At 72.2% G+C, this 21,237-nt stretch carries 22 protein-coding genes; 19 read left to right on the top strand and 3 right to left on the bottom strand.

The genetic code is table 11. From position 1 onward, the window contains the following. Positions 1-36: 36 nt before the first annotated feature. The 5 genes from BS75_RS26300 to BS75_RS26320 are packed head-to-tail and all read left to right on the top strand — an operon-like array spanning position 37 to position 4,468. Complete coding sequence (locus BS75_RS26300; protein ID WP_231607899.1) at positions 37-1,842, top strand: ATP-binding protein; 1,806 nt, start codon at positions 37-39, stop codon at positions 1,840-1,842. Beyond that, complete coding sequence (locus BS75_RS26305; protein ID WP_034090019.1) at positions 1,839-2,240, top strand: roadblock/LC7 domain-containing protein; 402 nt, start codon at positions 1,839-1,841, stop codon at positions 2,238-2,240. The genes BS75_RS26300 and BS75_RS26305 overlap by 4 nt, the downstream gene beginning before the upstream one ends. Next, positions 2,237-2,596 carry a DUF742 domain-containing protein gene (locus BS75_RS26310; protein WP_034090020.1) on the top strand — a complete coding sequence of 120 codons (360 nt, stop codon included), beginning with the start codon at positions 2,237-2,239 and terminating at the stop codon, positions 2,594-2,596. The genes BS75_RS26305 and BS75_RS26310 overlap by 4 nt, the downstream gene beginning before the upstream one ends. Beyond that, positions 2,577-3,188: a GTP-binding protein gene (locus BS75_RS26315; protein WP_034090021.1), complete on the top strand. Its 612-nt coding sequence runs from the start codon at positions 2,577-2,579 to the stop codon at positions 3,186-3,188. The genes BS75_RS26310 and BS75_RS26315 overlap by 20 nt, the downstream gene beginning before the upstream one ends. Next, positions 3,185-4,468 (top strand): cytochrome P450, encoded by a 1,284-nt coding sequence (locus tag BS75_RS26320; RefSeq protein WP_408022556.1) that lies wholly within the window; start codon positions 3,185-3,187, stop codon positions 4,466-4,468. Before BS75_RS26315 ends, BS75_RS26320 begins: the two co-directional genes overlap by 4 nt. A 19-nt stretch (positions 4,469-4,487) precedes the next feature. Here the strand turns inward: BS75_RS26320 and BS75_RS26325 are convergent, their stop codons facing one another. Then, positions 4,488-5,705 carry a cytochrome P450 gene (locus tag BS75_RS26325; protein WP_034093813.1) on the bottom strand — a complete coding sequence of 406 codons (1,218 nt, stop codon included), beginning with the start codon at positions 5,703-5,705 and terminating at the stop codon, positions 4,488-4,490. A 100-nt stretch (positions 5,706-5,805) separates the two neighbouring features. Further along, positions 5,806-7,515: a SpoIIE family protein phosphatase gene (locus BS75_RS26330; RefSeq protein WP_034090022.1), complete on the bottom strand. Its 1,710-nt coding sequence runs from the start codon at positions 7,513-7,515 to the stop codon at positions 5,806-5,808. Between the two features lie 640 nt (positions 7,516-8,155). Between BS75_RS26330 and BS75_RS26335 the strand changes: the two genes are divergently transcribed. The 14 genes from BS75_RS26335 (at position 8,156) to BS75_RS48530 (ending at position 18,026) form a co-directional block, all read left to right on the top strand. After that, a complete protein-coding gene (locus BS75_RS26335; RefSeq protein ID WP_042437325.1) occupies positions 8,156-9,811 on the top strand; it encodes an ABC-F family ATP-binding cassette domain-containing protein in 1,656 nt (551 codons plus the stop codon). Between the two features lie 157 nt (positions 9,812-9,968). After that, entirely contained in the window at positions 9,969-11,123 is a 1,155-nt protein-coding gene (locus BS75_RS26340; protein WP_034090023.1) for an inorganic phosphate transporter, read from the top strand. Further along, entirely contained in the window at positions 11,120-11,386 is a 267-nt protein-coding gene (locus BS75_RS26345; RefSeq protein WP_034090024.1) for a hypothetical protein, read from the top strand. The genes BS75_RS26340 and BS75_RS26345 overlap by 4 nt, the downstream gene beginning before the upstream one ends. 47 nt (positions 11,387-11,433) lie before the next feature. Then, positions 11,434-11,742, top strand: a complete 309-nt coding sequence (locus tag BS75_RS26350) for a DUF3349 domain-containing protein (RefSeq protein ID WP_034090025.1) — start codon at positions 11,434-11,436, stop codon at positions 11,740-11,742. A 322-nt stretch (positions 11,743-12,064) separates the two neighbouring features. Then, positions 12,065-12,190 carry a hypothetical protein gene (locus BS75_RS51585; protein ID WP_267970421.1) on the top strand — a complete coding sequence of 42 codons (126 nt, stop codon included), beginning with the start codon at positions 12,065-12,067 and terminating at the stop codon, positions 12,188-12,190. A gap of 44 nt (positions 12,191-12,234) precedes the next feature. After that, on the top strand, positions 12,235-12,366 hold the full coding sequence (locus BS75_RS51590) for a hypothetical protein (protein WP_267970422.1): 132 nt from the start codon (positions 12,235-12,237) through the stop codon (positions 12,364-12,366). 129 nt (positions 12,367-12,495) lie between these two features. Further along, on the top strand, positions 12,496-13,938 hold the full coding sequence (gene stsB / locus BS75_RS26355; RefSeq protein ID WP_034090026.1) for a StsB family radical SAM/SPASM domain sactipeptide maturase: 1,443 nt from the start codon (positions 12,496-12,498) through the stop codon (positions 13,936-13,938). After that, complete coding sequence (locus BS75_RS26360) at positions 13,935-14,216, top strand: PqqD family protein (protein WP_042437327.1); 282 nt, start codon at positions 13,935-13,937, stop codon at positions 14,214-14,216. The genes stsB and BS75_RS26360 overlap by 4 nt, the downstream gene beginning before the upstream one ends. After that, positions 14,206-14,697, top strand: a complete 492-nt coding sequence (locus tag BS75_RS26365; RefSeq protein WP_081982590.1) for a S24/S26 family peptidase — start codon at positions 14,206-14,208, stop codon at positions 14,695-14,697. The genes BS75_RS26360 and BS75_RS26365 overlap by 11 nt, the downstream gene beginning before the upstream one ends. Further along, the gene (locus BS75_RS26370) at positions 14,622-14,990 is read left to right on the top strand and encodes a hypothetical protein (RefSeq protein ID WP_034090028.1); all 369 of its coding nucleotides are present in this window, start codon (positions 14,622-14,624) and stop codon (positions 14,988-14,990) included. Before BS75_RS26365 ends, BS75_RS26370 begins: the two co-directional genes overlap by 76 nt. Positions 14,991-15,005: 15 nt before the next feature. Next, positions 15,006-15,971, top strand: coding sequence for an ABC transporter ATP-binding protein (locus BS75_RS26375; protein ID WP_081982591.1), 966 nt, complete (start codon positions 15,006-15,008; stop codon positions 15,969-15,971). Then, positions 15,968-16,759, top strand: a complete 792-nt coding sequence (locus BS75_RS26380) for an ABC transporter permease (protein ID WP_034090029.1) — start codon at positions 15,968-15,970, stop codon at positions 16,757-16,759. The genes BS75_RS26375 and BS75_RS26380 overlap by 4 nt, the downstream gene beginning before the upstream one ends. 41 nt (positions 16,760-16,800) lie before the next feature. After that, positions 16,801-17,670 carry a JmjC domain-containing protein gene (locus tag BS75_RS44815; protein WP_160312232.1) on the top strand — a complete coding sequence of 290 codons (870 nt, stop codon included), beginning with the start codon at positions 16,801-16,803 and terminating at the stop codon, positions 17,668-17,670. A gap of 131 nt (positions 17,671-17,801) precedes the next feature. Beyond that, complete coding sequence (locus BS75_RS48530) at positions 17,802-18,026, top strand: hypothetical protein (protein ID WP_152645698.1); 225 nt, start codon at positions 17,802-17,804, stop codon at positions 18,024-18,026. Between the two features lie 29 nt (positions 18,027-18,055). Here the strand turns inward: BS75_RS48530 and BS75_RS26390 are convergent, their stop codons facing one another. After that, positions 18,056-21,205, bottom strand: a complete 3,150-nt coding sequence (locus tag BS75_RS26390) for an AfsR/SARP family transcriptional regulator (RefSeq protein WP_231607900.1) — start codon at positions 21,203-21,205, stop codon at positions 18,056-18,058. Between the last annotated feature and the right edge of the window lie 32 nt (positions 21,206-21,237).

Genomic DNA, 21,237 nt, shown 5'->3' on the forward strand with positions numbered 1-21,237 from the left:
CGGCGTTCGCCGCCTTGTGCCACGAGGAACTGATTGATGTCTGCTCAGATGTCCCCCAACGTGCCGGACGCCCGACGGTCGAGGGGACGGACCCTCGGCCTGCCGCTGCTCGGCATCGTCCTGGTCGGCGCCGTCTGTGCCTGGAGCACCTCCGAGGCCGCGTCCGCCGACCGGATCCCGCTGGCCTGCTACGGCGGCGCCGCCGCCCTGCTGTTCGGGGTGCTGCTGGCGGTGAACGCCGTACGCACGGACACCGTGCGTCAGCTGGTCGCGGCCCGCGCCCTCACCGCCCGCGCCGAGGCCCAGCAGGCCGAGACCGCCCGCAAGGCGGTGCTGGACGGCGAGGCCGCGCGGCACGCGCTGTGGGACGCGCAGGCCGCCCACCAGGCCGAGCGGCAGGCCGAACGCCAGGCCGCTGCCGAGAGCGAGGCCCGGCTGCGGGACGCCCTGGACACCGAGCGCGCCGACGTCGCCGCCCTGGTCGAGGAGGTCGACCGGCTCCGGGCCCACGCGGCGCAGTTCACCGCCGACGCGGAGCGGTTGGCGCTGGAGGCCATGCCGGCCGCCGTCAAGCAACTGCGCGCCGGCTCCTCCGCCGACACCGTGCTGGCCCAGCTGCCGGACCGGCTCGACCCCGCGCACCTGGGCATCCTGCGCACCCTGGTGACCGAGGTCGGCACCAGCGAGCGGATGCGCGCCTCCTCCATGGCGGCCTGCGCCAACGCCGCCGGCCGGGTCCAGGCCCTGGCCACCAGCATGCTCGCGGACCTGCGCGAGATGGAGAACCGGCACCGCGAGGAGGTCCTCGGCGACCTGCTCACCCTCGACCACAGCACCGCCCAGGCGGGGCGGCTCGCCGACAGCATCGCCGTGCTCACCGGGGCGCGCTCGGGACGCCGCTGGACCAAGCCGATCGTGATGGAGAGCGTGCTGCGCGGCGCGCTCGGCCGGATCAGCGCCTACCAGCGGGTCCGGCTGCACAGCACCTCCACCGCGGCGGTGGCCGGTTACGCGGCCGAGGGCGTCATGCACGCCCTGGCCGAGCTGATGGACAATGCGGCCACCTTCTCCCCGCCCACGGAGGAGGTGCACGTCTACGTCCAGGAGATGCACTCCGGCGTGGTGGTCACCATCGAGGACGGCGGTCTGGTGATGCCCTCCGCGACCCTGGCCCGGGCCGAACTCCTGGTGTCGGCCGAGCCGTTGGACCTGATGACGCTCTCCGGCACCCGGCTCGGCCTGGCCGTCGTCGGCTGCCTGGCCCGCAAGCACGGGCTCACCGTCTCCTTCCGGCCCTCCTCGCGCGGCGGCACCGGGGTCGTGGTGCTGATCCCGGAGCAGCTGATCACCCGCCCGCAGGAGCAGTTCGAGGACGCGGGCCGGACGCCGGGCCGGGCGACGGAGCAGACACCCGGTCAGGCCGCCCTGGGCAGCGCCCCGGCCGCCCCGGCCGCGCCCGCCCTGCCGAGCGCGGCGGCGAGCGCGCCGAGCGCGACGCCCGCCGCGAGCCCCGCCGCCGAGCCGGAGGAGGCCGCTCCCGTCGCGAGGACCGGCCGGACCGGGCTGCCCAAGCGGCCGCCGGGGCGGACGCTGGCCGCCGCGACCCGCCCGGCCGCGCCGGTCTCCCCGCCCGCGTCGAGCGCGCCCCGCCCCGACGCCGGGGTCGGCTTCGGCGCCTTCCAGGCCGCGATCCGTGCCGACACCGGGTCGATCCCGGTGGTCCCGCCGCTCACCCGACGGGTCACCCCGCCGGCCGACCCGGAAGCCGCTCCGTCGACCAGCCTGTCGACCAACCCGTCAACCACCCCGTCAGAGCAGAACGGACAGGACACCGACCGATGAGCACCACAGACCGCAGCCTCGACTGGCTGCTGGAGAACCTGCTGGAGAAGACCCCCGGGGTGCGCCACGCCCTGGTGCTCTCGCGCGACGGCCTCAAGCTCTGCCTGACCTCCGGACTGACCGTGGACCAGGCCGACCAGCTGGCCGCCATCGCCTCCGGGATCCAGAGCCTGTCCCACGGCGCCTCCGTCGAGTTCGGGGACGGCAGCGGCGGCGTCCGCCAGTCGATGACCGAGTTCCACGGCGGCATCCTGTTCATCGTCGAGGCGGGCGTCGGCGCGCACCTCGCGGTGATCACCGAGGACGGCGCCGACGCCGGGGTCGTCGGCCACAACATGAGCGAGCTGATCGAGCAGATAGGGGACTACCTGCGGGCCGAGCCGAGGCTGCTCACATGATTCGCCGGCCGTTCGACAGCGGCGATCCGGACCGGCTGTACACCGTCACCGGAGGCCGCAGCCAGGCCCACGAGACCTCGTTCGACCTGGTCACGCTGATCGTGCGGGAGTGCCTGCCCACCCGGGGGATGCAGTCCGAGCACGCCCGGATCCTGCGGCTGTGCGAGCGCCCGGTCGCGGTGGTGGAGCTGGCCTCGCTGCTCGACCTGCCGGTCGGCGTGGTGAAGATCCTGCTGTGCGACCTGCTCGACTCGGGGAAGGTCACCGCCCGCCATCCGCAGTCGTCCGTACGGGGATCCCAACTGCCGCCGCCCGAAACCTTGAAGAAGGTGCTCGTTGCCCTCCGCAACCTCTGACCCGACCGCCTCCGCCCTCCCGCTGCGGGACTCGGCCCGGGACGGGCTCAAGATCGTCGTCGTCGGCGGCTTCGGCGTGGGCAAGACCACGATGGTGGGCTCCGTCAGCGAGATCCGTCCGCTGAGCACGGAGGAGGTGATGACCACGGCCGGTGTCGGCATCGACGACAGCAAGGCCGTGACCGCGAAGACCACCACCACCGTCGCCTTCGACTTCGGCCGGATCACCCTCACCGACGAGATGGTGCTCTACCTCTTCGGCGCCCCGGGCCAGGAGCGGTTCTGGTTCCTCTGGGACCGGCTGTTCGCCGGCACCCTGGGCGCGGTCGTGCTGGTCGACACCCGGCGGCTGGCGGACTCCTGGTACGCCATCGACCGGCTGGAACACCACGGACTGCCGTTCGTGGTCGCCCGCAACAACTTCGACGAGCCCGAGTTCACCCTGGACGAGGTGCGCGAGGCGCTCTCGCTCCGGCCGGAGGTCCCGCTGCTCGACTGCGACGCGCGCAAGCGGGACTCCAGTCGGGACGTGCTGATCGCCCTGGTCAACCATCTGCATTCCCTTTCCTACGCCCAGGAGTCGACCCCGTGACGACCCATCAGGACGCGGCCGTTCCGCCGCCCGGATGCCCCGCGCACGCCCCCGAGGGCTCTCCCTTCGGCGACGAGAGCATCGGTCCCGGCGGCGCGGTCCGGATGCACTCGCCCCGGTTCCAGCGCGACCCCGCCGAGCTCTACCGCGCGCTGCGCCGGGAGCACGGCCCGGTCGCGCCGATCCTGCTGGACAACGACGTCCCGGCCTGGCTGGTCCTGGGCTACCGCGAGGTCCACTACGTCACCAGCAACTCCGAGCTGTTCGCCCGGGACTCGCGCCGCTGGCACGCCTGGGACGACATCCCGGCCGACTGGCCGCTGCTGCCCTATGTGGTGCACACCCCCTCGGTGCTGTTCACCGAGGGCGCGGAGCACCAGCGCCGGGCCGGCGCGATCACCGAGGTGCTGTCCGCGGTCGACCTGTTCGAGCTGCGCGCGGACAGCGAGCGGGTCGCCGACGAGCTGGTGGACGGCTTCTCCGGCAGCGGCCGGGCCGAGCTGATGGTCGACTACGCCTCGCAGGTCCCGCTGCGGGTGGTGGCCGGGCTGTTCGGCCTGGACCGGGCCGCCATCTTCGACCTGGAGCGGGACATGGCCGCCTCCCTGGACGACGGCCCCGGCGCGATCGACGCCTACATGCGGATCCACGCCACCATGACCGGGCTGGTCGAGCGCGGGCGCGAGCGTCCGGGACCGGACGTGGCCTCGCGGATGCTGGCGCACCCGGCGGGGCTGGCGGACGAGGAGATCGTCCAGGACATGATCTCGATCATCGCGGCGGGCCAGCAGCCGACCTCCAACTGGATCGGCAACACCCTGCGGCTGATGCTCACCGACGACCGGTTCGCGGTGACCCTGTCCGGCGGTCGGCGCAGCGTCAGCCAGGCGCTCAACGAGGTGCTGTGGGCGGACACCCCGACCCAGAACTTCGTCGGCCGCTGGGCGGCCCGGGACACCCTGCTGGCGGGCCGGAAGATCCGCAAGGGCGACTGCCTGGTGCTCGGGCTGGCGGCGGCCAACACCGACCCCGAGGTGCAGCCGGACTTCGGCGCCGGATCGGTCGGCAACCAGGCGCACCTGTCGTTCAGCCACGGCGAGCACCGCTGTCCGGTGCCCGCCCCGGAGATGGCCGAGGTGATCGCCCGGGCGGCGGTCGAGGTGCTGCTCGACCGCCTTCCGGACGTGGTGCTGTCGGTGCCGACCCGGGAGCTGGAGTGGCGCCCGTCGATCTGGATGCGCGGCCCCTCGGCACTGCCGGTCGACTTCACCGCGACCTGACCGGCGAGCGGACGGCGGTTCAGCCCGCGACGGGGGTGAACCGCACCCGGAGCGAGTCCGGGCCGCGGGTGAACAGGCCCTGCTCCGCCGGCAGTTCCTCGGCCAGGGCCAGGTCGGGCAGGGCGTCCAGCAGCTGGTTGACGCCCACCTCGATCTCGGCCTTGGCCAGCAGCGCGCCCACGCAGAAGTGCCGGCCGAGGGCGAAGGCCAGGTGGTCGGCGGCGGCGGTGAAGGCGTTGGCCGTGGTCAGGTCGGCCCGGAAGATGTCGAAGGAGTCGGGGGCGGCGTAGCGACCACCGTCCCGGTTGGCGGCGGCGATCAGGCAGGTGACGGTCTTCCCGGCCTCGACCGTGCCGCCGCTGAGCACCACGTCCTCGGCCGGCTGACGCATGATCATGTGCACCGGCGGGGTGAACCGCAGGGTCTCCGCGAAGGCGGCGGCGATCAGGTCGCGGTCGGCGCGGACGGCGGCCAGCTGCTCCGGGTGGGCGAGCAGGTTGCGGAAGACCCCGGCTATCGCCTTGTCGGTGGTCTCGCCGCCGGCCGCGAGCAGCAGGCTGACGAACGCCTTGATGTCCTCGTCGCTCATGCTGGTGCCGTCGATCTCGGCGGTGCAGAGGGTCGACAGCAGGTCGTCGCCGGGGTTGGCGCGGCGCTCCTGGATGATCGGGATCATGTAGGCGGCGAGCTCCTCGCGGGTGCGCAGCCCGGCGGCGGTGACCTCGGGGTCCTGGGTGAGGTTGCCGAGGAAGCCGATGATCGAGGTGTACCAGCCGTGGAAGCGGGCGTGGTCCTCGCGCGGGAGGCCGAGCATGTCGACGATGACGTTGATCGGGAACCAGGTCGCGAACTGGGAGACCAGGTCGGCGCTGCCGTCGGCGCGGAAGGCGTCGATCAGCTCGCGCGCGTTGCGCTCGATCACCGGCAGGAACTTCTCCTGCAGCTCCTTGCCCCGGAAGGCCGGCGCGACCAGGGCCCGGCGGACCGAGTGCTCGCGGCCCTTGAGCTGGAGGATGGTCCGGCCGTGCACCGGCTCCAGCTGCCAGTCGTAGTTGTCGCTGGTGAACACCGGCTCCTTGAAGGCGCGTTCGACGTCCTCGTAGCGGGAGACGAGGTAGCTCTGCATTCCCTCGTGCCAGATCAGCGGGAACTGCTCGCGCATGGTGCGGTAGGCGGCGTACGGGTCGGCGGCGAACTCGGGGGAGAGGATGTCCGGTGCCTGCGGAGCGGTGGTCACGGCGTACTCCTTGATCATTTGTCGGCTGCGCGCACACCCTACTGTCACTGAACTGCCGTGCGAAGGTGCGGGGGTGCCCCACTTTCCGCCGTCGGCGGGACTAGCCGGCCGTCGGCCCGGCGTGCTCGGGCCGGATCCGGGCGGCGAGGACGGCGACGTCGTCCTCGACGTCCGTGCCGCCCGCGCCCATGCCCGCCAGCAGCCGGTCCAGCAGGAGGTCCAGCGAGGCGTTCCGGGGCAGCCGCAACCGGGCCAGCCGGAGCAGGGAGTGGTCGATGTCCTCGCCGCGCCGCTCCACCAGGCCGTCGGTGTAGAGCAGCAGGGTGTCCCCGCCGAGGCAGGGGCGGGTCCAGGAGACGTAGCCGCCGAAGCCGGTGCCCAGCGGTGGACCGGTGGGCACGTTCAGCAGGTGGGTGCGGTGGTCGATGTCGATCACGGCGGGCGGCAGGTGTCCGGCGCCGGCGTAGGTGCAGACGCCGCGCCGGGTGTCGACCAGCGCCAGCAGGCAGGTCGCCGGGCGCTCGCCGGAGACCCGCGCCATCAGCGCGTCCATCCGGTCCAGCACGAGGTGCGGCGCCATCCCGTCCTCGGCGACGACCCGCACCATGGCGCTGTAGTGGCTCATGTCGACGGCGGCCTCGACCCCGTGGCCCATCACGTCCCCGATGACCAGCAGGGTTCGGTGCGGCGAGAGTTGGACGCTGTCGAACCAGTCGCCACCGACCAGGGCGCTGGTGCCGGAGGGCAGGTAGCGGGAGGCCACCTCCAGCGCCGGATGCGGGCTACTCGGGCCGGACAGCAGGGCGCGCTGCAGCTCCAGCGCGATGTGGTGCTCGCGGGTGTAGCGGCGGGCGTTGTCCAGGCTGATCGCGGCCCGTCCGGCGAGGTCCTGGGCGGTGACCACGTCGTGGTCGGTGAACGCGGGGGAGTCGCCGGCCCGGACCAGGGTGAGGGTGCCGACCGGTTCGCCCCGGGCGAGCAGCGGGACCAGCAGCCCGGAGTGGTAGCCGAGCTCCCGGTAGGCGGCGAGCCGGCCCGGGGTCGGCGCGGAGCGGAGCAGCGCCTCGTCGTCGAGCAGGTTCTCCAGCACCGGCTCCCCGGCCGCCAGGCAGCGGCGCACCGCCGATCCGGGCTGGTGGTCGAGGTACTCGCCGGGTCTGCCGAACGAGCGAACCCGCGCCTCCAGATCGGGCACCGCCGCCACCGCCGTCCGGCGCAGCCGCAGCACCCCGCGCGAGGGCGGCCGCATCCGCAGGCCCACGTCGGAGGGGACGACGTCGACGGTGGCGATGTCGGCCAGGTAGGGGACCAGGAAGCCGGCCAGCTCGTTGCAGGTGGTGTCCATGTCCAGGGTGGTGCCGACCACGGTGGCGGCGCGGTCCAGCACCGAGAGCCGTGCCTGCGCCCGCTCCAGCTCCCGCTCGTGCTCCCGGGCGTCGGTGACCTCCAGCACGATCCCGAAGATGCCGATGACCTGCCCGTTCTCCTCCAGCCGGTGGTAGGCCCCGTGCCAGTAGCGGCGCTCGCGCTCCGATCCGGCCCGGGTGTGCCCGCTGGAGGTCACCTCGCGCGGGACGCCGTCGGCGAGGACCTGCCGCAGCACGTCCTCGCGGGCGTCGATGTCCGGCACCACCTCGGCGATGGTGCGTCCGGTGTGCTGCTCGGCCGGGACGCCGTTCATCCGGGCCAGGGTGCGGTTGACGTAGGTGTAGCGCAGCTCCGGGTCGAGCATGGCGACACCGGCGTTGGTCCCGTCGAGGATCTGCCGCAGCAGGGCCTGGACCTGTGGCGAGGAGGCGTCGCTCAGCACCCGCGTCCTCCTTCGCAGCGGCCGGGTCACCGGTCCCGGTCCCGCCCCCCGATCCCAGGCTACGCGCGCGCACATGACAGCGCCGCCGTCCCCGCCCTCTGAGGAAGGGCGGGGACGGCGGTGGTCCGGCGCCGACAGCACACGTCGGGCCGACCACAGGTGGTGCCCCGGGGCGGGCGGCAGCACCTGTGGTCCAGGGGGACGGCGCCGGAAGGAGGAGCCCCGACCCTGCCACCGACTCTAGTAATGAGAGCTTACTATTTGCAAGCCCCTGGACCGGGTCGGCCCGGCTCGGCCCGGAAAACCCTTTGCCCGCTCCCCGCGCCGCCGCCTAGCCTGGACGACGACCCAATGCCGTCCGTCAGGAGTAGGCCGTTGCTCGTCTGAGCCCGGAGACACCGCTGCCACAGTCTCGTGCTGTGCCCGTGCGCGCCCCGGCCCCGGCGACCGAACCCGCCCTCCTGCTCAGCGATCCGCTGTCGGACGATCCACCGTGATCCGCCCGCGGCCGAGTGATCGGCCCGGTGATCCGCCCTGTGATCACGCCCGCCGATCCGCCGCTGACGGCCGTTCCCCCGCGCTCCCGCCGTGTCTCCCTCCGTGTTGTCGCTGGATCACCACCAACACCGGGAGCTACCCCATGTCACAGTCCTTCACCGCGCCCCGCGACCCCGCCGCGACCCCCGCCGCCATCGGCTGCACCGGGCTCGACTACTCCTGGCCCGACGGACAGCCGCTGTTCCAGGGCCTCGACCTGGCCTTCGGCCCCGGCCGGACCGGACTGGTCGGCCGCAACGGCTCCGGCAAGTCCACCCTGCTGCGGCTGCTGGCCGGAGAGCTCCGCCCCGACGGCGGGACGGTCACGGCGGCCGGCCGCGTCGGCCACCTGCCCCAGGACCTCGCCCTGGACGCCGGACTGCCGGTCGCCGAGGCCCTCGGCATCGCCCCGGTCAGGGACGCCCTGCTCGCCATCGAGCGCGGCGACACCGGCGAGCAGAACTTCGCCCTCGTCGGCGACGACTGGGACGTCGAGGAGCGCGCCCGCGCCGCCCTGGACCGGATCGGCCTCGGCGCCGTCCCACTGGACGGCCGGGTCGGCCGGCTCTCCGGCGGCGAGACGGTGCTGCTCGGCCTGGCCGGGCTGCTGCTGCGCCGCCCCGAGGTGCTGCTGCTGGACGAGCCCACCAACAACCTCGACCGGGACGCCCGGCGGCGGCTGGGCGAGGCGGTGGCGGGCTGGCGCGGCGTCCTCGTCCTGGTCAGCCACGACCGGGAGCTGCTGGAGCAGGTCGACCGCACCGCCGACCTCAGGGACGGCGAAGTCCACTGGTACGGCGGCAACTTCAGCTCCTACCGGGCCGCGCTCGCGGTCGAGCAGGAGGCCGCCGGGCGGATGGTGCGGGTCGCCGAGGCCGACCTCCGCCGCCAGCAGCGCGAGCTGGCCGACACCCAGACCGTGCTGAACCACCGCAAGCGCTACGGCCAGAAGATGTCCGACAACAAGCGCGAGCCGGGCATCGTCATGGGCCAGCGCAAACGCCAGGCCCAGGTCTCCGCCGGAAAGCTGCGCAACCAGCAGCAGGAGAAGGTGGACGGGGCCAGGGAGCGGCTGGCCGCGGCCGAGGCGGCGGTCCGCGAGGACGCCGCGATCCGGGTCGACCTCGCGGCCGGCCAGGTCCCGGCCGGCCGCACCGTGCTCGCCCTCACCGGGGTGAGGCCGGTCCGCTTCGCCGAGGGCGTCCGGATCGACCTGGAGCTGCGCGGCCCCGAACGGATCGCGCTCACCGGCGGCAACGGCACCGGCAAGACGACGCTGCTGCGCACCATCGCCGGGGAGCTCGACCCGCTGGAGGGCGGGGTGTTCCAGGCCGTCCCGCTGCGGATGCTGCCGCAACGGCTGGACATCCTGGACGACCGCCTCAGCGTCGCCGGCAATGTGGCCCGGTTCGCGCCCTCCGCCACCGACAACGAGATCAGGGCGCGGCTCGCCCGCTTCCTCTTCCGCGGCGGCCGGGCCGACCAGCAGGTCGCCACGCTCTCCGGCGGCGAGCGCTTCCGGGCCTCGCTGGCGGCGCTGATGCTGGCCGAACCCGCCCCGCAACTGCTGATCCTGGACGAGCCCACCAACAACCTGGACCTGGCCGGCGTGGCGCAGCTCTCCGCCGCCCTGGCCGGCTACCCCGGCGCGCTGCTGGTGGTCAGCCACGACGAGCCCTTCCTCGCCGGTATCGGCCTCACCCGCCGACTGCGGCTGGACCCGGCCGTCGGCCTGGTCCCGGACCGGGTGGAGGAGTGACCGCCGAACGCGGAAGAGCCGGGGCGGCATCGGTCAGGCGTCCATCTGGCATGGTCAAATAGCCACTGGTGGACAGGAGATGACGGATTGTCAGCGTCCCGGCCAACTCTGTCGCCAATGCCTCGACAGGGCCGGGTCCGCTGGCGAACCTGGCTGCGTGGGAAACGACTTCTTGCTGGTCCTGGTGGTCGTCACGGCCCTGGCCTTCGACTTCACCAACGGTTTTCACGACACCGGTAACGCGATGGCGACGTCCATCGCAACGGGCGCACTCGGCCCACGAGTTGCCGTGGCCCTCTCAGGTCTGCTGAACCTGGTCGGAGCCTTCCTCTCGCTCAGCGTTGCCGCGACCATCGCCAGCGGCCTGGTGGACACCAACCTGGTCACCCTGACCGTGGTGTTCGCCGGCCTGGCCGGCGGCATCACCTGGAACCTGCTGACCTGGTTCCTCGGCATCCCGTCCAGTTCCTCGCACGCCCTGATCGGCGGCGTCGTCGGCGCCACGCTGGCGGCCGCCGGCGGGCACGCGGTGAAGTGGCACGGGCTCTTCCAGAAGGTCATCATCCCGGCCGGGCTCTCCCCGGTCATCGCCGGGCTGATCGCCGCCATCGGCACCTACCTCGTCTACCTGATCAGCCGCCGGGTCTCCGAGGGCGCGCGCGGCCACGGCTTCCGGATCGGCCAGATCGGCTCCGCCTCCATGGTCTCGCTCGCGCACGGGACCAACGACGCACAGAAGACCATGGGCGTGATCACTCTCGCCCTGATCGCCAACGGCACCCTGCACTCAGGGGCGAAGGCCCCGTTCTGGGTCATCCTCTCCTGCGCGCTGGCGATCAGCATCGGTACCTATACGGGTGGCTGGCGGGTGATCCGCACCCTTGGCAAGGGGCTGGTCGAGATCGAGGCGCCGCAGGGCATGGCCGCCGAGTCCTCGTCCGCCGCCGTCATCCTGCTCTCCAGCCACTTCGGCTACTCCCTGTCCACCACCCACGTCGCCACCGGTTCGATCCTGGGCACCGGCGTCGGCAAGAAGGGCGCCACGGTCCGCTGGTCCGTCGCCGGGCGGATGGCCACGGCGTGGCTGCTCACCCTGCCCGCCGCCGGCGCGGTCGGCGCGGCCGGCTACGGCCTCGCCCATGTCGTCGGCGGGACCGCCGGGGTCCTGGTCGACCTGGCGATCCTGCTCGCGGTGGCCGGCCTCATCTATGCGAAGTCCCGCGCCACCGCCGTCAGCCACAGCAACGTCAACTCCGAATGGACCGGCTCGGTCGCCCCGTCGGCCCCGGTCAAGGAGGTCGCCGCCGTATGAACTCCTGGATCAACCTGCACGCCCTGTGGGAGATCGTGGTCGTCGGCCTGCTGGCCGGGGCCGGTCTGCCGGCCCTGTTCGCCGTCGGCCTGCGCGCCCTCAGCCTGCCCGGCAGCCGGGGCCAGGCCGGCAACGGGGGCCAGGCCGGGGAGGAGCGGATCGTCGGCGGCAGCGTCCCCGGGATGGTCGCCGCCGGGCTCTGCTTCGCGGTGGTGCTGGCCGGCCTCGGCTGGGGCATCTACTACATCGTCGCCGGAAGCTGACGGCGGTGGCCGAGCATCCGCCGCCCCGAGGAGAGGCCCGCACCCATATGGCACTGCCACCGTTCCTGTCCGCAGTGATCACCTGGCTCCGGGCAGGGTATCCCGAAGGCGTCCCCGAGCACGACTACCTGCCCCTGTTCGCCCTGCTGTCGCGCCGGCTGCCCGACGCCGACGTGGCCGCGCTGGCCGACGAGCTGGCCGACGTCGGCGACCCGGCCTCGGCGCAGGCGATCCGCGCGGCCATCGCGACCGCCACCCGCGCCGAGCCGCTCGACGCGGACGTGGCCCGGGTCAGCTCCCGGCTGGCCGCCGCGGGTTGGCCGCTGGCCCGCCCCGACCACCTCGACCACGACTGAACCCGCCTGAACCCGACTGCTCCTCGCGCCGCCCCGGCCCGGTCGCCCGCTGCTCCCCGCTCAGGGCAGCGGCCGGCCGGGCCGACGACCACACCGCCGCCCGTCCGGCCGCGTTCGGCTGCCGCCCCGATGTCGCTCGCTCGGGGACCCGCCGCGCAGACCCCGCCTCCCGCAGCGCGAAGTGCCCCCCGGCCTCGCCCGTCCACAGCGCGTTGACACCGGGTCCACCGGCCATTGACGCCCACCCTGCGACAGTTCATTCCGGGCCCTGAACCTCCAGGGGCCTGTGCAGGAGAACGCGACAGCCGAGGGGGTGAAGAGAATGACGGACGAGCCGAAGGTCTGGGTGGCCCCCAGCCTCGCCGATGAGGTCTTCGAGGCTGAGCTGCGGTGCAACTGCGGCTGTGACGCCCAGCAGGGCGCCGGCGCCGGCGCCAGCGTCATCTGACGTGTTCGCCGAGACAGCACCGACCTTGGGAGGAGGTGATTCCCATGGAGATCGAAGAGCGGCAGTGGATTGCCCCGGCAATGAGTGCGGTGGTTTTCGAAGCCCAGCTTGAGTGCGCGTGCCGTTGCGGCGCGTCCGCGGGCAGTGGCGGCGGCTCGGGCGGCGAGGTCATCTGACGGACCCCCGGCCAGGCAACGGGCGTGCCGACGAACGGCCCAGCCGTCCGTCGGCACGCCCTCCGCAGGAGACACCCGCCCCACCGGAAACGTACAGCGCCAGGAAGAGAGCAAGCAGTGCTGACAGACATGCTGGAGGAACTGATAGTCCCGCCCGACCTTGTGGAGTTCCGCACAAGCGGGAGGCGGATGGTGGTCAATCCCGAACTCTCGTCCTGGTGCACGCCCGACGAGGAGCAGTACCGGACACTGAGGGCGGTCGCCAGGCGGGAACCGCGGCTCGACCGGGACCGGACCGCTCTGGAACGGGACCTCGGCTACTTGCTGCTGCACTACATGATCTACCGGCCCGGGGCCGTCCCGAAGCCGCAAGTGGCGCTCCCGCAGCTGAAGATGGTCTACTACGCGATCACCGACGGGTGCAATCTCCGCTGTCCCTACTGCTACGCGTCGTCCGAGAAGGCGCTGCCGGGAGAGCTCAGCACTGCCGAGTCCATGAAGCTGGTCGACGACGCGGCCGAGATGGGCGCGCCTCTGATGATCTTCACCGGTGGCGAACCGATGATGCGGCGCGATCTGTTCGACGTCGTGCGCCATGTCCGCGCCCGCGGCATGCGCGCGAACATCATCACCAACGGCACCCTGGTGCGTACGGCTGAGACGGCCGCGCAGATGGCGGAGCTCTTCGACGTGGTCACGGTGTCCATGGACGGCGCGACCCGGGAGAAGCACGAGAAGACCCGGGGACGTGGCACCTTCGACAAGACGGTCCAGGCCCTGCGTCTGCTCAACGAACAGGGCGTCAAGCCCATCATCAACCACGTCCTGAGCAAGGACAGCGTCCAGAGCGTGCAGGAGTTCTCCGAATTCATCCGCGGCTTCGACATCGCGTTCCTGCGCTGCATGCAGCAGTCGACACTCGGCCGGGGGAAGGAGGACGACGGGACGTTCGAATGGAACAACTACATCGACATGTTCGACTTCGCCTGGACCAGCCCCGCTTCCCAGGGGGTCTTCACTGAGGGCCCGAAGGCCGCCAAGCCTTGCTCTGTCAAGGGGAACTGCGGCATGGGCGGCACCGAGATCTATGTCAACTCACTCGGCAACGTGTATCCCTGCAAGCTGATCACCGGCGCCACCGACATCGCGGGGAACGTGCGCACACAGCGCCTCTCCGACATCTTTGCGAACCCGGTGCTGGCCGCGATGCGGGCGTCGTCGCCCATCGCCGGCGGTGGATCGGTGCACGCGGACTGCACGAAGTGCTACATCCGGGGCGGCTGCGGCGGCGGGTGCCGTGGATACCACCTGGCCAGGTCCGGCGACTACACGCGCAACAGCCGTACGCTCTGCCGCCAGCTGCGGCACCAGCAGGTCTCCGCGTACTGGGCCTCCACCGGCCTTCCGCCGAAGACCCTCGTCGCCGACCAGGGGGCGTACATCCCCTACCTCGTGCGTACCGGCGAGGTCCACGAGGTGTTCGAGGACTGGAAGGCGGAGCAGGTGCCCGCCTTCTCGAAACAACTGCCGCTGCTGAGCGTCGGCGGCAAGGAGAAAGGTTGTTCGGTATGACCAAGCAGATCAGTCCGGACGTGGTGTGGACCGAGGCCGGCGACGAGGTCCGGCTCTACGACACCAACACCGGCGAGTTCCAGCGGCTGAACGAGTCGGGTGCCGTGATCTGGCGGATGCTGGCCCAACCGACCGAGGAGACCGACGTCGCGGACCGGCTCGTCGCCGAGTACGCACCCGAGGACAGCGAAGGGCAGCGGGTGATCCGCCGGGACGTCGCACGGTTCATCGACGACATGACGAAGCGGTCGCTGCTCGTCGACGCCAATGCGGACTGACACGGGTGGCCGGGGCCCGGTGGCGGCGTGGGACCACTGCTCGCTGATCCGCCGGGCCGTGCAGCAGGGCAGCGGAGCGACGATGACGGCCCGGGGCGGCAGCATGGCCCCGACGATCGTCTCCGGTGACCGGGTGCGGATCGTCCGGTGCGACTTCGCGGACGTGGCACCGGGTCAGGTCATCGCCTTCGAGGTCCCCGGCCGGATCGTCACCCACCGCGTGCTCGACCGGTACGAAGGACAGCTCGTCACCGCCGGTGACGCGCACTGGTTCACCGACGCCCCGGTCACCGAGCAGTCGTACCTCGGCGTGGTGGCGGATGTCGACCCTCGTCCTCCGCTGCGGCGCTGGTCGGCGGGGCCCGCGCGGGCCGCTTCCCCGATGCCCCCGGGGGCCGGACCGACGTGGTTCCCTGGATCTTCACGGACCGTCCGGAGCAGCTCCCGGACACACTGGCAGGCGCGCGCACGGTTCCGCTGAGCGGTATCGGCAGCCGTCCGGACCGGCTCGCCGAGTTCAGCCGCGGCCTGGCCGCCTTCGACCTGGTCGTCCTGCTCCACTCCGGAGCCGTGCGACCGCTGGACTCGCTGCGGGAGATCGACTGGAGCCGGGTCGGCAGCGTGGCCGTCCTGGTCGGCGGCCGGATCGGCGAGGGCGCAGCGGGTACCGACGACTTCATCCCCTCCGCCTTGGCCGACGTCAAAGTCCGGGTTCGGGGCGTCGGCGAGGCGGTCCCGCCGACGAGGCAATCGCCGGCGTCCGCCAGCTCCTAGGAAGGACCTGATGTCATGGGCCAGGCAGCAATAAGCGTGGACGACGTCGTCAAGTGCTACGACCCGGCCAAGGGGCCGGTCCTGGACGGGGTTTCCGTCAGCATCGGCGAGGGCGAGTCGGTGGGCCTGCTCGGCCCCAACGGCGCCGGCAAGACCACGCTGGTCAAACTGTTGTCCGGGGTCACCCGGCCGACCTCGGGCCAGGTGCGGCTGCTCGGCCAGGACCCCTTCCTCGACGGGCTGCGGGTCAAGCGGAGCCTGGGGGTCGTGCACCAGGCGACCCCGTTGGACATGATGCTGACGGTCCGGGACAACCTGCGGATCGCCGCCATGTTCCGAGGGTTCACCTGGCGCCGGGCCGGCAGCCGAATCCTGGACCTGGTCGAGGAGTTCGAGCTCACGAAGACCCTCGACAACCTGGCGTTCACGCTGTCCGGCGGACAGATGAGACGGCTCCAGATCATCCGGGTGCTCATCGCCCCGCCGCAGATCCTCCTCCTGGACGAACCATCCGCCGGCCTGGACGTGCTCGGGCGGCGCAAACTCTGGAACATCCTGGACGAGCTGAAGGCCCAGCACGGCACCACCATCGTGCTGACCAGCCACAACCTCGACGAAGTGGAGCGGAACTCCGAGAACGTCATCATCCTGCACCGGGGCCGGGTGCTGCGGCACGCGCACCGCCGGGAGATCGTCGGTGAGTTCGGCGGGCGGGCTGCCACGCTGAGCTACAGCGAACCGGTGGACGTCGGTGCCGTCACCCGGATCTGCGCCCAGGTGGGCCTGGAGTGCCGGTCGATGTCGAAGACCGAGGTCGAGGTCAGCGGCGACCATGTGGAAGCCGCCCTGCCCGCCCTGCTCGAACGGCTGGCCCCGGTCACCGGAGCGCCGCGCCGGACCGCCATCACCGAAGTCTCCCTGGAGGAGGCGTTCATCAAGCTGACCGCGGCGAGCGCGGTGACCGAAGGAGCACTGCGGTGACCACACTGGACGTGCCGGCCCGGACGGTGGGCGGCCTGGCCGCGACCCTGTACCGCGAGATGCTGCTGCTCACCCGGAACCGGGTGAACCTGATCCTCTCCATCGCACCGTCACTGATCTATCTGGTGATCGTGTCCGGCTCCTTCAGCAGCCTGATCCCCACCGTGCAGTTCGACGGGAGGACCGTCACCTACCCCGAGTACCTGGTCGCCACCGTCGTGATGTCGGCGGTCCTGTCCTCGGCCCTGAACGTCGGTACCGCGCTCTTCCAGGAGGACATGAGCCGGATGGCGCTGGAGATCGGGGCGTATCCGGTCCGCAGGCGGGACTACCTCCTGGGGAAGGTCGTCGCGGGCATGAGCCTGATGGTCGTGCAGTCGGCGGCCATGATGCTGCTGGCCTCAGCGGTGCTGCGCACCGACTGGGGGCCGACCGCCTGGCTGTCACTGCTGGCGGCGGGTGTGGTCACCGGAGCCGCAGTGACCTCGCTGTACCTCTTGCTGGCCACCCTGGTGAAGGAGTTCCGCCGGTACTCCATCATCGGGGGCCTCTCGCTGCAGATCCTGCTCTTCGCCAGCCCCTCGTTCTACCCGCAGCAGAGCATGGCGGCCTTCCCCCGCTACCTGTCCTACGCCAATCCGATCACCTACTGCCTCGACAGCATGCGGCGGGCGGCCTTCCAGGGCCTGGCCTCGGCTGCTCCGCTGCTGGCCGCCATGGCCGTGGTGACCGCGGTGAGCTGCTTCGCGGTACTCAAGTGCCTCACCCGCCGCGCCGACCGGCTCTGAGCCGGCACCCGACCACCTATCTGGACTGCCTGGGGGCCTCCGTGGATACTCTGCGCCGTTGCGTCGGCGATCCCGCATCCTTCCTGACCGACGTCTGGCAGCAGCGTCCTGCTCTGCTGTCGCCCGCCGAACCGCCGGTGGACGTCTTCCCACCTGCCGAGATGGAGCGCCTGCTCGACCACGGGCTGCCGATGTCGCCGTACATCGAGCTGGTCCAGCACAACGGGACGGTGCCACCGGAGCGCTTCTGTCGCCGTGGCGCCTTCATGGACCGGGCCGAGACGCTGTGCCCCGACGCGGCCCTGGTCCGCAGGCTCGTCCTCAGCGAGGGCGCGGGCATCCTGCTCCGCTACGTCGAACACTGGCATCCTGGCGTGCGGCAACTGACGGAGGGCCTCGCCGCCGCTCTCGGCCGCAATGTGGAGGCGTTCTACTTCTTCACCCCGCCGCAGGTGCAGTCCCGACCGGTGCACCGCGACGACGCCGACGTCCTGGCGATCCAGGTGAGCGGACGCAAGGAGTGGCGGGTCTACGAGGGCCCGACCAGCGACAGTTGGACTCCGAAGGCCGTCGAGCAGCCCGCATGCGCACCGCTGCTGCAGGTCACGACCGGCCCCGGCGACGTGCTGTACATCCCCCGGGGCTACGCCCACGCGGCCAAGGCCGTGGGCAACGTGCGCTCCGTCCACCTCTCCCTGACCATCCGGGAGGCCGGCAGCGCCGAACTCAAGGAAGCACTCGTCGACGCCCTGCTGAGCGACCTGGAGCTGCCCGTCCGCCCGCTGGGCGATCTCCAGCTCACACGGACCGCCGAGCAGTTCCTGGAGGGACTCCGGGAGCGTCTGGAGAAGCTCGACGCACAGAGCCTCCTGGAGGCGGCGCGGGCCAGGGCCCACGGGTTCGCCGGGTGATCGACAGTTCTGCGGCGGCTGCCGCTTCCGGCATTGACACGGCGTTGACGGGCGACTGGCAGACTTCGGTCCGCCGGCCGGTCCTCCGGGGGGCCGGTTCGTGGGAAGGCTCGTCAACGAAGGGACCTCTGATGTCGTCAACCTGTACCCGTACGTCGCGCCGCACGCTGAACCCGCTGGTGGCGGCGGCCCTCCTGGCCGGAGCCCTGCTGATCGGCACAGGCGTGGCCGACGGCTCGGGTCACGGCGGCAGCCACGTCCGCGCGGCTGCCGGGAACGGGTTCGACTGGAACAGCGGTATCTCCGGACACGCCGTCCCGGGGCAGGGCGTACTCGTGCCGGGCGTCCAGGGCTGAACACCGGCGCAGCATCGTGCGGGCCGCGTTCAGTACGCCGACAGGTCCGGCTCTCCGGCGGCGAGTTGGGCCGCCGCGGACCGGGCCTCCGGCAGGTCCAGCGCGGCGAACAGGTGGTACGCCTGCTCAAGGCGGGCCAGTGCCCCGGTCCGGTCGCCGAGCGCCCACAGGACCCGGGCCAGCACCATCAGCGACTGGGCCGATTCCCGTTCGCTGCGGCTGGTCTGCCAGGTCTGCACGGCTTCGCGGACGAGCGGCAGGGCGTCCTCGGCCCGGCCCAGCGCCCGCAGGGTGTCCGCGAGCCGGTACTGGGCGGTGGCCGCCCAGCCGCTCTGACCGAGACGGGTCCAGAGCTCCAGCGCCTCGGTCAGCCGCTCGGCCGCCTCGGTGTACCGCCGGCCGGCATGGAGGCCGAGGCCGAGGACGTAGAGGGCCTGGGCCCGGCCTGCGCCCGGTCCGTGCAGGCGCGGGTTGTCCAGTTCGCGCAGACAGGTGCGTACGGCCCGTTCCCACTCCCCACTGCGAATCCAGACCACGGAGGCGTTGAGCGCGGTGGCGCATTCCCCGGCCTCGTGTCTCAGCTCGCGGGCCAGCTGAATCGCCTCGTCGTAGCAGCGGGACGCCTCCTCGTACCGGCCCCGGAAGTAGCACAGCATGCCCAGGTCGTTCATCACCTGGCGGAGGATCACGGTGTCGCCGGTCGCCCGGCAGATCTGCGCCGCCAGTCGGGTCAGCCGCTCGCCCTCGTCCAGCTGGACGGCCTCCAGGGCAGCGTTGCCGCAGAGGAACCGGCACCGCCCCTCGGCCCACCGGTCCGCACGCCGCTCGGCCGCCCGCAGCAGGGCCCGGCCCGCGGCCCACTGGCCCTGCCAGGCCAGCAGGTTGAACGGTGTCAGCGCGATCAGCAGACTGACCGCCGTACGCAGTTCCTCGGTCGCCCGCTGGTCCTCGGCCGGCAGGTCGGCCACCTCCGCCGCCACCTGGGCGGCCAGACCCACACAGGTGTCCATCTCCGCCGTGGCCCAGGCCCGCGCGGCGTTCGCGTCGTCGAAGGCCGGCCCCGGCCCGTGCAGTTCGAGCGCCTCCCGGATCGGGTCACCCGGCACGGCCTGTTCGAACGCCGCGCAGGCCTTGGCCAGCAGGAACCGCAGCAACCGGGTTCGCCCGGCCGCGGCCTCCGGCGCGTGGCCGGCCTCGGACTTCCGACGGGCGAAAGCGCGAAGCAGGTCGTGCGGCCGGTAGCGGCCGGCCGCCGACGACTCCAGCATCGCGACGTCGGCGAGCGACTCCAGCACCTGGTCGGCGCGGTGCTCGTCCAGGCCGAGCAGCGCGGCTGCGGCGCTGATGCCCAGATCCTGGCAGTCCACGGAGGCGACCAGCCGGAATGCCCGGGCCTGGAGGCCGCTCAGCTGGCGGTAGCCCAGTTCGAAGGTGGCGCGCACCGCGAGATCGCCGACGCGCAGTTCGTCGATTCGGCGTCGTTCGTCGCCGAGCCGGTCGACCATTGCCCGCACCGTCCAGTCCGGGCGGGCGGCGAGCCGGGAGGCGACGATGCGCACGGCCAGGGGTAGGAATCCGCAGGCCGCGACCAGTTCCGGCGTGGCGGTCGACTGGCCCGCCAGGCGATCGGCGCCGATGATCCGCTCCAGCAGGCTCCGTCCCTCGCACGGAGTGAAGCCGGTCAGTCCGATCTGCCGGACACCGGGCAGTCCGGCCAGCTGGGCGCGGCTGGTGACCAGGACGGCGCAGTCCGACGCCCCGGGCAGCAGTGGGCGGATCTGGGCGCTGTCGAACGCGTTGTCCAGCACCACGAGGAGTCGTCGGCCGTCGATGAGGGAGCGGAAGAGCGCGGACTTGGCGGCCAGCCCGTCGGGGAGCGCACCAGCAGCCGTGCCGAGTGCCAGCAGGAATGACGTGACGACGGCCTCCGAGGACACGGGCCCGTCCTCGCCCCGCAGGTCCGCGTAGAGCTGGCCGGCCGGGAAGAACTGCTTCACCCGGTGTGCGACATGGACGGCGAGGGCGGTCTTGCCCGCGCCGCCCATGCCGGTCACCGCGCCGATCCGCAGCGCGACCCGGCCGGGCGCCGCTTCCGCCAGTGCGGCGCAGAGCGCCTCGACGGCCGCCTCCCGTCCGGTGAAATGTGCGTCGTCCGGCGGGAGCTGTGCCGGTCTCGGCGGTACGTCCGGGGGTCCGGGGGCGTGCGGGCGGGGCGCCTCCTCGGGCGGGGCGGGCGGGGCGGGTGGTCCGGGTGGTCCGGGCTGCCGCAGCAGGGGCGCGGGGTCGGCCGCGAACTCGGTCTGCCCTTCGCTCCGTCCTTCGCTCCGTCCTTCGCCCCGTCCTTCGTTCTGCTCGCGGGCAGGGGTGTACTCGTGGGCAGGTGGGTGCTGGTGGGCGGGGGCCTGCTCACGGGCAGAGGTCTGCCGGACCAGCGCCGGATCGCCGTCGAGGATTCGCCGCTGGAGGCCGGTCAAGGCCGGGCCGGGCTCCACTCCGAGCTCCTCGACCAGCAGGCGCCGGGCGACCCGGAAGACTTCGAGGGATTCGTGCTGGCGGCCGGCGTGGCACAGGGCGCGCATCAGCAGTTCGTAGAACCGCTCTCGCAGGGGGTGCTCCTGGGTGAGCGGGATCAGCTCCGACACGCACAACCCCGCACGGCCCAGCGCGATGTCGAGGGCCAGTCGCTCCTCCAGCAGGGTCAGCCGCAGGTCCTCCAGCCGACCGCGCTGGCGTGCCGCGAACGGACCGGGCACGCCGATCAGCGGCTCGCCCTGCCACAGCGCAAGCGCCTCCCGGAGCAGCACACAGGCCTTCTCCGGAGCACCGTGCGAGGACGCGTCGACCGCGTCGGCAACGAGCCGCTCGGCCTCGAAGGCGTCAACCCAGGCTGTCGCCATCTCCAGACGGTAGCCACCGGGGAGCGAGACCAGTTGTTCGTCCGGCCCGGCCCCCAGGCTCCGGCGGAGGCGGGACACATACGTCCGCACCGTGGTCCTGGCCTGTCGCGGCGGGTCGTCCGGCCACAGTGCGTCCACCAGATCGTCCATGCTGGAGGTGTGGCCGGGGGCGAGTAGCAGGACCGCCAGCACCGCCTGTTGCTGCGGACTGCCCATCGTCAGCGGCACTCCGTCGGACTCGCCCTGCACCCGACCCAGTACGCGGAAGCGCGTCATCTTCATCCTGGCCCTCCCCGTCCGCCATGATCTTTCCA

The sequence above is a fragment of the Streptacidiphilus albus JL83 genome (assembly GCF_000744705.1).
Classification (GTDB): domain Bacteria; phylum Actinomycetota; class Actinomycetes; order Streptomycetales; family Streptomycetaceae; genus Streptacidiphilus; species Streptacidiphilus albus.

What these genes read in the sequence shown, in the direction of transcription:
- BS75_RS26300 (WP_231607899.1), top strand. Translation starts at nt 37, where the DNA reads ATGTCTGCTCAGATGTCCCCCAACGTGCCGGACGCCCGACGGTCGAGG.
- BS75_RS26305 (WP_034090019.1), top strand. Translation starts at nt 1,839, where the DNA reads ATGAGCACCACAGACCGCAGCCTCGACTGGCTGCTGGAGAACCTGCTG.
- BS75_RS26310 (WP_034090020.1), top strand. Translation starts at nt 2,237, where the DNA reads ATGATTCGCCGGCCGTTCGACAGCGGCGATCCGGACCGGCTGTACACC.
- BS75_RS26335 (WP_042437325.1), top strand. Translation starts at nt 8,156, where the DNA reads ATGTCACAGTCCTTCACCGCGCCCCGCGACCCCGCCGCGACCCCCGCC.
- BS75_RS26345 (WP_034090024.1), top strand. Translation starts at nt 11,120, where the DNA reads ATGAACTCCTGGATCAACCTGCACGCCCTGTGGGAGATCGTGGTCGTC.
- BS75_RS26350 (WP_034090025.1), top strand. Translation starts at nt 11,434, where the DNA reads ATGGCACTGCCACCGTTCCTGTCCGCAGTGATCACCTGGCTCCGGGCA.
- BS75_RS51585 (WP_267970421.1), top strand. Translation starts at nt 12,065, where the DNA reads ATGACGGACGAGCCGAAGGTCTGGGTGGCCCCCAGCCTCGCCGATGAG.
- BS75_RS51590 (WP_267970422.1), top strand. Translation starts at nt 12,235, where the DNA reads ATGGAGATCGAAGAGCGGCAGTGGATTGCCCCGGCAATGAGTGCGGTG.
- stsB (WP_034090026.1), top strand. Translation starts at nt 12,496, where the DNA reads ATGCTGGAGGAACTGATAGTCCCGCCCGACCTTGTGGAGTTCCGCACA.
- BS75_RS26360 (WP_042437327.1), top strand. Translation starts at nt 13,935, where the DNA reads ATGACCAAGCAGATCAGTCCGGACGTGGTGTGGACCGAGGCCGGCGAC.
- BS75_RS26365 (WP_081982590.1), top strand. Translation starts at nt 14,206, where the DNA reads ATGCGGACTGACACGGGTGGCCGGGGCCCGGTGGCGGCGTGGGACCAC.
- BS75_RS26375 (WP_081982591.1), top strand. Translation starts at nt 15,006, where the DNA reads ATGGGCCAGGCAGCAATAAGCGTGGACGACGTCGTCAAGTGCTACGAC.
- BS75_RS48530 (WP_152645698.1), top strand. Translation starts at nt 17,802, where the DNA reads ATGTCGTCAACCTGTACCCGTACGTCGCGCCGCACGCTGAACCCGCTG.
- BS75_RS26390 (WP_231607900.1), bottom strand. Translation starts at nt 21,205, where the DNA reads ATGAAGATGACGCGCTTCCGCGTACTGGGTCGGGTGCAGGGCGAGTCC.